Source organism: Sphingomonas paucimobilis NBRC 13935, assembly GCF_000739895.2.
Classification (GTDB): domain Bacteria; phylum Pseudomonadota; class Alphaproteobacteria; order Sphingomonadales; family Sphingomonadaceae; genus Sphingomonas; species Sphingomonas paucimobilis.
The window spans coordinates 1-9,639 of sequence record NZ_BBJS01000045.1; the positions used below are offsets into that span (position 1 = coordinate 1).

The 9,639-nt window shown below is 66.0% G+C and carries 9 protein-coding genes; 4 read left to right on the top strand and 5 right to left on the bottom strand.

All coding sequences use genetic code 11. From position 1 onward, the window contains the following. Positions 1 to 27: 27 nt before the first annotated feature. The 4 genes from hslO to parE all read right to left on the bottom strand — a co-directional run bounded on the left by hslO (position 28) and on the right by parE (position 5,298). Positions 28 to 942 (bottom strand): Hsp33 family molecular chaperone HslO, encoded by a 915-nt coding sequence (gene hslO / locus SP6_RS14395; RefSeq protein ID WP_007407157.1) that lies wholly within the window; start codon positions 940 to 942, stop codon positions 28 to 30. Positions 943 to 1,059: 117 nt separating this feature from the next. After that, complete coding sequence (argF, locus tag SP6_RS14400; RefSeq protein ID WP_007407160.1) at positions 1,060 to 1,983, bottom strand: ornithine carbamoyltransferase; 924 nt, start codon at positions 1,981 to 1,983, stop codon at positions 1,060 to 1,062. 53 nt (positions 1,984 to 2,036) lie between these two features. Further along, complete coding sequence (locus SP6_RS14405) at positions 2,037 to 3,227, bottom strand: aspartate aminotransferase family protein (RefSeq protein ID WP_007407154.1); 1,191 nt, start codon at positions 3,225 to 3,227, stop codon at positions 2,037 to 2,039. A 91-nt stretch (positions 3,228 to 3,318) separates the two neighbouring features. Next, positions 3,319 to 5,298 carry a DNA topoisomerase IV subunit B gene (gene parE / locus SP6_RS14410; RefSeq protein ID WP_007407152.1) on the bottom strand — a complete coding sequence of 660 codons (1,980 nt, stop codon included), beginning with the start codon at positions 5,296 to 5,298 and terminating at the stop codon, positions 3,319 to 3,321. Positions 5,299 to 5,448: 150 nt separating this feature from the next. Here parE and SP6_RS14415 point away from each other — a divergent pair, with 150 nt between their 5' ends. Continuing rightward, on the top strand, positions 5,449 to 6,306 hold the full coding sequence (locus tag SP6_RS14415) for an outer membrane protein (protein ID WP_007407155.1): 858 nt from the start codon (positions 5,449 to 5,451) through the stop codon (positions 6,304 to 6,306). 186 nt (positions 6,307 to 6,492) lie between these two features. Here the strand turns inward: SP6_RS14415 and SP6_RS14420 are convergent, their stop codons facing one another. Next, entirely contained in the window at positions 6,493 to 7,137 is a 645-nt protein-coding gene (locus SP6_RS14420; protein ID WP_007407159.1) for a GcrA family cell cycle regulator, read from the bottom strand. Between the two features lie 71 nt (positions 7,138 to 7,208). On the opposite strand from SP6_RS14420, the gene SP6_RS14425 reads away from it, so the two are divergent. The 3 genes from SP6_RS14425 (at position 7,209) to queE (ending at position 9,621) form a co-directional block, all read left to right on the top strand. Next, a complete protein-coding gene (locus SP6_RS14425; protein WP_037570307.1) occupies positions 7,209 to 8,060 on the top strand; it encodes an ABC transporter permease in 852 nt (283 codons plus the stop codon). A gap of 204 nt (positions 8,061 to 8,264) precedes the next feature. Then, positions 8,265 to 8,984 carry a 7-cyano-7-deazaguanine synthase QueC gene (gene queC / locus SP6_RS14430; RefSeq protein ID WP_267884193.1) on the top strand — a complete coding sequence of 240 codons (720 nt, stop codon included), beginning with the start codon at positions 8,265 to 8,267 and terminating at the stop codon, positions 8,982 to 8,984. A gap of 4 nt (positions 8,985 to 8,988) precedes the next feature. Continuing rightward, a complete protein-coding gene (gene queE, locus SP6_RS14435) occupies positions 8,989 to 9,621 on the top strand; it encodes a 7-carboxy-7-deazaguanine synthase (protein ID WP_007407156.1) in 633 nt (210 codons plus the stop codon). The last annotated feature ends 18 nt before the right edge of the window (positions 9,622 to 9,639 follow it).

Here is a 9,639-nt window from a genome sequence, read left to right on the forward strand (position 1 = left end):
CCTCCCTTACAGGGGAGGAAAAGATAATTAAGCCGCCGCCTCCGCGTCGAACGGCACCGGAAACTTCTTCGCGCAAAAGGCGCAGTCGACCTGGATCAGCCCATCGGCATCCGCCATCTCGCGCCGCTCCTCGACCGAGAATTTGGTGATCACGCTGGCGATATACTCCGCCGAGCAGCGACAGCCGCGCACGATCGCCGGGCTTTCCGACACGCGGACATCCTGCTCCTCATGGAACAAGCGCCACACTAGCGTCTCCAGCGGCAGGGCGGCATCGGCCAGTTCCTCGACCTGCATCGTCTGGCCCAGCGCCTGGACATGCTCCCATTCGGGATGGTCGAGCTTGACGTGCAGCCGCTCGCGGCCTTCCTCGCCCTCGGGCAGATGCTGGAGGAACAGGCCGCCCGCGACGGTGCGGCCGTCCGGCCCCTTGGCGATCCCGACGCGGAGCAGACTGGGGATCTGCTCCGACTGGATGAAATAGCTCTCGGCTGCGGCCGACAGCGTTTCGCCGTCGAGCGGCACGATGCCCTGATAGCGTTCACCGGTAGCCGCTAGGTCGAAGGTGATCGCCAGATAACCCTGGCCGAACAGCGCGAACAGCGTCGGGTCGGCGGGCAGTTCGGCGAGCCGATCCTCGTCATACTGGATATAACCGCGCACCTCGCCGCCGCGATAATCGCAGACGAGCAGCCGGATCACCCCACTGTCGCTGCGCGTCTGGATGGTCAACTGGCCGCTGGTATCTTTCAGCGTCGCGCCCATCAGCGCGGTCAGGGTCAGCGCCTCGGCCAGCAGCCGCTCGATCACCGGGGGATAGGCATGCGCGGCCAGGATCTCGTCGAGCACGGGCCCGAGCCGTACCAGCCGCCCGCGCGCATGTTGCTCGGGGATGGTGAAACCGATCGCGCGGTCGAGGTCGGGCAGGGTGATATCGGTCATGCTCGTGCCTTTACGCTCCGGAGGACGTCCGGGCGATATGGTGCCGGTCAGGCGGGGAAAGAGAAAAGGCCGACGAACCCGCCGGCCTTTCCCTAAATAGGATGGGTTGCGCGGCGATCAACCGATCTGGCCGAAGCACCAGCGCAGCACCGATTTCTGCGCGTGCAGGCGGTTCTCCGCCTCCGGCCAGATCAGCGACTGCGGCCCGTCGATCACGTCCGACGTGACTTCCTCTTCGCGGTGGGCGGGCAGGCAGTGGAGGAACTTCGCGTCCGGCTTGGCCAGCGCCATTAGCTCGGAATTGACCTGGAACGGCATCATCGCGGCCAGCTTTTCCTCGACATGGGCCTGGCCCATCGAGATCCAGGTGTCGGTGACGACGATGTCCGCGCCCTCGACCGCCACACGCGGATCGGTGGTGCAGGTCGCACGGCCCCGGCCCAGCTCCAGCGTGCCCGGCTCGGGATGATAGCCATTGGGGCAGGCGGCGACCACGTCGAAGCCGAGCAGCCCCCCCGCCTCGACGATCGAGTGCAGGACATTGTTGCCATCGCCCAGCCACGCGACCTTCATGCCGGACAGGGGCTTGCCCGCCTCGATCACGGTCAGCAGGTCGGCCATGATCTGGCAGGGGTGCGACAGGTCGGTCAGGCCGTTGATGACCGGCACGCTGGCATAATGCGCCATTTCCTCGACCTTCGCATGGTCGTCGGTGCGGATCATGATCGCGTCGGTATAGCCCGACAGGATACGCGCGGTGTCGGCGATCGTCTCGCCGCGCCCGAGCTGCATGGTCCCGGCATCGAGCACGATCGAGGTGCCGCCGAGCTGGCGGATCGCCATGTCGAAGCTGACGCGGGTGCGGGTCGAGTTCTTCTCGAACACCATGGCGAGCACATGGCCGCTAAGCGGCGCGTCGGCATCGACGCGGCCCTTGGTGAAACCGGCGCGGGCGGCCTTGCGTACTCTCGCATCGGTCAGAATGGCGGTCACACCCTCGGGACCGGCGTCGGCGAGGTTCAGGAAGTGGCGGATCGTCATGGGTCGGTACTCCGTCCCCCGGCGGTTTCCCGCCGCCGGGGTGGCAGGGATCATCAATCGTCGGCGGCGGGCACGTAGACGCGCGCAGCGTCCGACAGCTTCGTCGCGAACTCGGTGATATGGCTCTCGTCGATGGTGAGCGGCGGCAGGATGCGGATCACATTCTCGCCCGCCGCGACCAGCAGCAGCCCGTGATGGTCGCGGCAGTGCGCCACGAAGCGGCGGCTGTCGCTCTTCATCTTCAGGCCCTGCATCAGGCCATGGCCCCGCACTTCCTCGAACAGATGATCGAAGTTCGGGATCATCTGCTCTAGCGTCGAACGCAGCCGCTGGCCCATCGCCTCGACATGTTCGAGGAAGCCCGGCTCCTGGATTACGTCGAGCACCGCCTCCCCGGCGGCCATGGCAAGCGGGTTGCCGCCATAGGTCGAACCGTGCGTGCCGATCACCATGCCCTTGGCCGCTTCCTCGGAGGCAAGGCACGCGCCCAGCGGAAAGCCGCCGCCGATGCCCTTGGCGACCGCCATGATGTCCGGCGTCACGCCGTACAGCTCATGGGCGAAGAACTTGCCGGTGCGGCCGTAACCGCACTGCACTTCGTCCAGCACCAGCAGCAAGCCATGCTCGTCGCACGCTTTGCGCAGCCCTTGCAGGAATTCCATGCGGGCGGGGCGCAGGCCGCCTTCGCCCTGGATCGGCTCGACCAGGAAACCGGCGGTATTGTCGTCGATCAGCGCCAGCGCCGCTTCCAGATCGTCGAAGGGCGCATAGGCGAAGCCGGGCAGCAGCGGCTCGAACCCGTCGCGCATCTTGGGCTGGTTGGTTGCCGAGATCGCGCCCAGCGTCCGCCCGTGAAAGGCGTTGTTGAACGTGATCAGCGTGTGACGCTGCGGATTGCCGTTGGCGAAGTGATAGCGGCGCGCGGTCTTGATCGCGCACTCGACCGCTTCCGCGCCCGAATTGGTGAAGAACACCGTATCGGCGAAGGTCGAATCGACCAGCCGCTGGGCGAAATGCTCACCCTGCGGGCTGCCGTACAGGTTCGACACGTGCATCAGGGTGGCGGCCTGTTTGGCGATCGCCTCGACCAGCTTGGGATGGCCATGGCCGAGCGCGTTCACCGCGATTCCGGCGGCGAAGTCCAGATATTGCTCGCCATTCTCGCCATAGAGATAGACGCCCTCGCCTCGGACCGGACGCACCCCGCACCGTGGGTAAACGGGCATCAGGGCGGTGATGGTCACGGGACGTCTCCTTCAAATAGCAAAGGGCGGCACAGGTGGCCGCCCGATGCCACGTTAGCCGATCGGAAAAAGCGAAACAACACCCGCCCGATCAGGCGTCGATCACCTCTTCGTCCAGCCGCGCCGCATTCTCCTGAATGAACGCAAAGCGGTGGGCCGGGTTGTTACCCATCAACCGGTCGACCAGGTCCTTTACGCCCGCGCGTTCCTCATATTCCTGGGGCAGGGTGATGCGGATGAGGCTGCGGGTGGCGGGATCCATCGTCGTTTCGCGGAGCTGACCGGGGTTCATCTCGCCCAGGCCCTTGAAGCGGGCGACATCGACCTTTTTGCCCTTGAACGCGGTGCGTTCCAGCTCGGCGCGGTGGGAGTCGTCGCGGGCGTAGAGCGACTTGGCGCCGACCGTCAGGCGATAGAGCGGCGGCTGAGCGAGATAGAGATGCCCGCGCCGGACCAGATCGGGCATTTCCTGGAAGAAGAAGGTCATCAGCAGCGTGGCGATATGCGCACCGTCGACATCGGCGTCGGTCATGATGACGATCTTTTCGTAGCGTAGCTGGGTCGGGTCGCAATCCTTGCGCGTGCCGCAGCCCATCGCCAGCGTCAGGTCGGCGATCTCCTGATTTTGCAGGATCTTGGCAGAGGTGGCGCTGGCGACGTTCAGGATCTTGCCGCGGATCGGCAGGATCGCCTGCGTCTTGCGGTCGCGCGCTTGCTTGGCCGAACCGCCGGCCGAGTCGCCCTCGACGATGAACAGCTCGGTGCCCTCGGGGCTGTCGGCCGAACAGTCGGTCAGCTTGCCGGGCAGGCGCAGCTTGCGGGCGGAGGTCGCAGTCTTGCGCTTAACCTCACGCTCGGCCTTGCGGCGCAGGCGCTCGTCCATCCGGTCGAGCACATAGCCGAGCAGCGCCTTGCCGCGCTCCATGTTCGCCGACAGGAAATGGTCGAAATGGTCGCGCACCGCCTTTTCGACCAGACCCGCCGCTTCGGGGCTGGTCAGACGGTCCTTGGTCTGGCTCTGGAATTGCGGTTCGCGGATGAAGACCGAGAGCATCAGCTCGGAGCCGACCATGACGTCGTCGGCGGTGATGTCCTTGGCCTTTTTCTGGTTCACCAATTCGCCGAACGCGCGCAGACCGCGCACCAGCGCCTGGCGCAGGCCCTGTTCATGCGTGCCGCCATCGGGGGTGGGGATGGTATTGCAATACCAGCTATAGCTGCCGTCGCTCCATAGCGGCCATGCGACCGCCCATTCAACGCGGCCCTGCTCCCCCGGAAAGTCCTGATTGCCGGAGAAGAAATCGGCGGTGGCACATTCGCGGCCACCAATCTGTTCCTTCAGATGGTCGGCCAAGCCGCCGGGGAACTGGAAGACCGCATCGGCGGGGGTGTCGTCCGAAATCAGCTCTGGTGCGCAGTGCCAGCGGATTTCGACGCCCGCGAACAGATAGGCCTTGGAGCGGACGAGCTTATGCAGCCGGGCGGGTTTGAAGTGCAGTTCGGGGCCGAAAATCTCGCTGTCCGGGGTGAAGGCCACGCTGGTGCCGCGCCGGTTGGGGGCGGCGCCCACCGTCTCCAGCGGGCCGAGCGTCGCGCCCTTGGCGAAACGCTGGCGATACAGGACACGCTCGCGCGCGACTTCGACCACCGTGTCCGACGACAGGGCGTTGACCACCGAGATGCCGACGCCGTGCAGACCGCCTGAGGTCGCATAGGCCTTGCCGGTGAACTTGCCGCCCGAGTGCAGCGTCGACAGGATCACCTCCAGCGCCGACTTGTCGGGGAACTTCGGGTGCGGGTCGACCGGGATGCCGCGCCCATTATCGACGATGGTCAGGCGGTTGCCCGGCTCCAGCTTGACCTCGATCCGATTGGCATGGCCCGCCACCGCCTCGTCCATCGCATTGTCGAGCACTTCGGCGGCGAGGTGGTGCAGTGCGCGCTCGTCGGTGCCGCCGATATACATGCCCGGGCGGCGGCGCACCGGTTCCAGCCCCTCCAGCACCTCGATCGAGGAGGCATCATAGGCGGGTTGGGTGCGGGGCGTGCCCGCGAACAGGTCATTGGACATAACGGGAACTATAGGCGTTGCGACGCGTCCACGCCAGCTTTGGCGTGCGTGGCCGAAATGCAACAAAACTTTGCTCATGTTAAGTCGCGGGATATTCCACGCCGCCCGCCCGTTCCCACGGCACCTTAAGCCAAGGGTATGGGAGTGATTATGTTCAAGTTTCTGATGGCGGGGGCTGCGGCCTCGGCTCTCTTCGCCGCGCCGGCGATGGCGCAAGACAGCTATATGGCGGACGAAGAAGCGCCCTTCTCGGGCGCCTATGTCGGCGGCAGCTTCGGCTATGACGTGCAGCCCAACGATGTCGGCTCGCGCTTCCTGTTCGACCGCAACCTGGATGGGCGGTTCGGCGATGTCGTGACGACCTCGACTGGCGCCAACGCCTTCTCGCCGGGCTTCTGCAACGGCCGGGCGCGCAGCACCCTGTCGCCGCAGAACGCCGCGACCGGTTGCGGCAACGACAAGGACGGCATCGCCTATTATGGCCGCGTCGGCCTCGACCATCAGGCGGGCAACATCGTCTATGGTGTGGTCGGCGAATTCGGTAAGTCGGAGATCACCGACAGCGTCTCCGCCTTCTCGACCACGCCGGCCTGGTACACCATGACCCGCAGCATCGACTGGGAAGCTTCGGCTCGTGGTCGCCTGGGCTATGCCGCGAACAAGACGCTGTTCTACGGCACCTTCGGCGCCGGATACGCCCGCATCAACCGCGAGTTCGCGACGTCGAACGGCGCCAACGCCTTTGCAATCAGCGGCGATCGCAACCAGTTCGGCTTCCTCGGCGGCGGCGGTATCGAGCAGAAGATCGGGCGCAACTTCTCGATCGGCATGGAATATATGTACCACCAGTATCGCGACGACGACACGCGCGTCCGCGTGACTCAGGGGACCGCGCCTGCGACCAACCCGTTCGTGCTGGCGCCAAACACCACCGGCACCGATATTCGCCGGTCGGACGACAAGTTCCGCTGGCACAGCTTGCGGGCGACGGCGGCGTTCCGGTTCTGATGAGGGGCGTGCGCCCTGTTGCTTGAGTAGAGCGGCGGGGCGTGCACTTCGACTTCGCTCAGTGCGAACGGAGATTTGTACCCGAACCCCGTTCCGCCTGAGCGAAGTCGAAGGCCACGGGCATAGGCCTGCCAAAGAAAAAGCCCGCCGGTCGCAAAACCAGCGGGCTTTTTTATCAACCCCGAATCAACGGACGCGCGGGCCGCCAAAGGGCAGTGGCGGCGGCGGACGGCGGTCGCGGCGGGGCAGCTGCGCCTGGTAGGCATGACCGCAATGCTCGACGCAATAAGGGAAGCCCGGATTCACCTTGTCGCCGCAAAAGTGGAAGTCCGGCTCACCCGGATGGCCGATCGGCCATTTGCAGATGCGGTCGTTCAGGTCGAGCAGCGAGGTCTTGCCCGCAATCTCGGCGCTCGGCTTGGCCGGCACGAGGCGGCGGGGCGGGGCGGGCGAGGGCGGGGGCTGCTGCTCGCCGGGCGACTGGCGCACGAAACCGCCGGGGCCGACCGAGCGAAGCACCGGCTGCGGCTCGCGAGTCGGCTCGGCGACGGGCTCGGGTGCGGCTTCCATCACCGGCTCGGGGCGCACGGGTTCGGGCTCCGGCTCCACGACCGGCGGCGGTGGTGCGACCGGCGTAGGGGCAGGCGCTTCGGCGGCGGCCGGCTCGTTGGCGCGGACCGGCGACGGACGCGCCTGCAGGCCCAGGCGATGCGCCTTGCCGATCACGGCGTTGCGGCTGACCCCGCCCAATGCTTCGGCGATCTGGCTGGCGGTCTGACCCGCTTCCCACATCGTCCTGAGCGTTTCGATCCGCTCATCGGTCCACGACATTCGAAACCTTTCCTCACTTCATCATCGCACCGGGTTGCGGGCGGGCACGGCAGCGGTTACGCGCTATTGCGATGAGCAGCCAGCCCCCAATCGGCGAAATCCCGTCCGCAGTGCGCGCCGCCCCCGGTGAGCCCGTCATCCGGAACATCAACTGGGGCGGCCTGCGAACCCTCTATATCAAGGAGGTGCGCCGGTTCTTCAAGGTGCAGCTCCAGACGATCTGGGCGCCGGCGGTCACCACGCTGCTGTATCTGATCATTTTTACCACCGCCTTGGGCGGGCGTCATGCCGTGCCGGTGGCGGGCATGCAGGTGCCGTTCGCCGATTTCATCGCGCCGGGCCTGATCGTGATGGGCATGATGAACAATGCCTTCGCCAATGCCAGCTTCTCGCTGCTGGTCGGCAAGATCCAGGGTACGATCGTCGATTATCTGATGCCGCCGCTCTCCACCGCCGAGTTGTTGGCGGCGTTGGTCGGCGGCGCGGTGACGCGCGCGGTACTGGTCGGGGTGACCGTCTGGGTCGCGATGGTCGTGTGGCCGGGGGTGCATGTCACCCCGCACGCCTTTTTCGCGGTGCTGTGGTTCGGGCTGCTGGGCTCGGTCTTCCTGGCGCTGCTCGGCGTGCTGACCTCGATCTGGGCGGAGAAGTTCGATCACGCCGCCGCCGTCACGAACTTCGTCGTCGTGCCGTTGTCGCTGCTGTCGGGCACCTTCTATTCGGTCGATGGTCTTGCCCCGGCCTTCCGCGCGATCAGCCATGCCAACCCGTTCTTTTACGTCATTTCGGGGTTCCGTTACGGCTTTCTGGGGCTGGCCGACTCGCCGGTGACGCTGGGCGGGGTGGTCGTGCTCGGCATCGACGCCGCCATGGCGGTGCTCTGCTATGTCCTGCTACGCAAAGGCTGGAAGCTCAAAAACTGATCCGGATCGGTTTAACGCGTCCTTTACCATGGTCATGCTAGGCCACAATCTCCGCTTCAGCAGTGGAACCTCCCTTGTCCGGGTTTTCAGCATGCCCGGTTGCAGGTCCTGAAGGGGCCGCTCGCCCCTCTATGGTGCGTCGCGGCCCCGCTTTTTTGTCGTCAAGCCAAGCCCTTGGTCCGCCGCCATTGCATCCGCGCGCCAATCGGCGTAGCGGTCGCGACCATCATGACATCTTCTGCTCCCATGGCGGTCGTGCTCGTTTCGGGCGGGCTGGACTCGATGATTTCCGCTGCCTCGGCCAAGGCCGCCGGTTATCGCATCCTCGCTTTGTCGGTCGACTATAACCAGCGGCACAAGGTCGAACTGGCCGCCGCGCGCCGAGTCGCCGTCGCGCTGGGGGCTGAGCGCCACATCGTCCTGCCGCTCGACCTGTCGGCCTTTGGCGGATCGGCGCTGACTGCCGATATCGACGTGCCCAAGGACGGGGTGCAGCCCGGTATTCCCGTCACCTATGTCCCCGCCCGCAACACCATCTTCCTCAGCCTGGCGCTGGGCTGGGCCGAGGCGGCGGGCGCGCGCGACCTATTCATCGGGGTCAATGCGCTCGACTATTCGGGCTATCCCGATTGCCGCCCCGAATTCGTCGCCGCCTTCGAAGGATTGGCCGAGATCGCGACCAAGGCCGGCGTCGAGGGCCAGCCCTTCAAGATCCACGCGCCGCTCCAGCATATGACCAAGGCCGATATCGTGCGCGAAGGCACGCGGCTGGGCGTCGATATGGGGCTGAGCTGGTCCTGTTATGACCCCGCGCCGGGCGGGCTGCATTGCGGGCGTTGCGACAGTTGCCGCCTGCGCTCCAAGGGCTTTGAGGAAGCCGGCATTCCCGACCCCACCGCCTATGCGGTCAAGCCGCAGGGCTGAGGCCATGAGCTACGCCGTCAAGGAGATGTTCCTGACGCTCCAGGGCGAGGGCGTGCAGGCGGGGCGGCGCGCGGTGTTCGTTCGCTTTGCCGGTTGCAACCTCTGGTCGGGCCGTGAGCAGGACCGGGCGAGCGCCATTTGCCGCTTTTGCGACACCGATTTTGTCGGGGTCGATGGCCTGGGCGGCGGCCGTTTCGCCGATGCGGGCGCGCTGGTCGCGGCGGTCGAGGGTTTTTGGGGGCCTGAGCGGGCCGAACGCTTCGTCGTGCTGACCGGTGGCGAGCCGATGTTGCAGGTCGACGATGCGCTGGTCGATGCGTTGCATGACGCGGGGTTCTTCATCGCGATCGAGAGCAACGGGACGATTGCCGCGCATCCGCGACTCGACTGGGTATGCATCAGCCCCAAGGCGGGGTCCGAGGTCGTCCAGCGGTCGGGCCAGGAGTTGAAGCTGGTCTGGCCGCAGGCGGGCATCGACCCGGCCGAGGTGGAGGGGTGGGACTTCGCGAACCACCTGCTCCAGCCGCTGGACGATCCGCGAGCCGAGGCGAATCGCGAGGCGTGCATCGCCATGGTGATGGAGCGGCCGCGCTGGCGGTTGACGCTCCAGACGCACAAGATGCTGGGCTTACGATAGTCTAAATTCCTCCCCTGT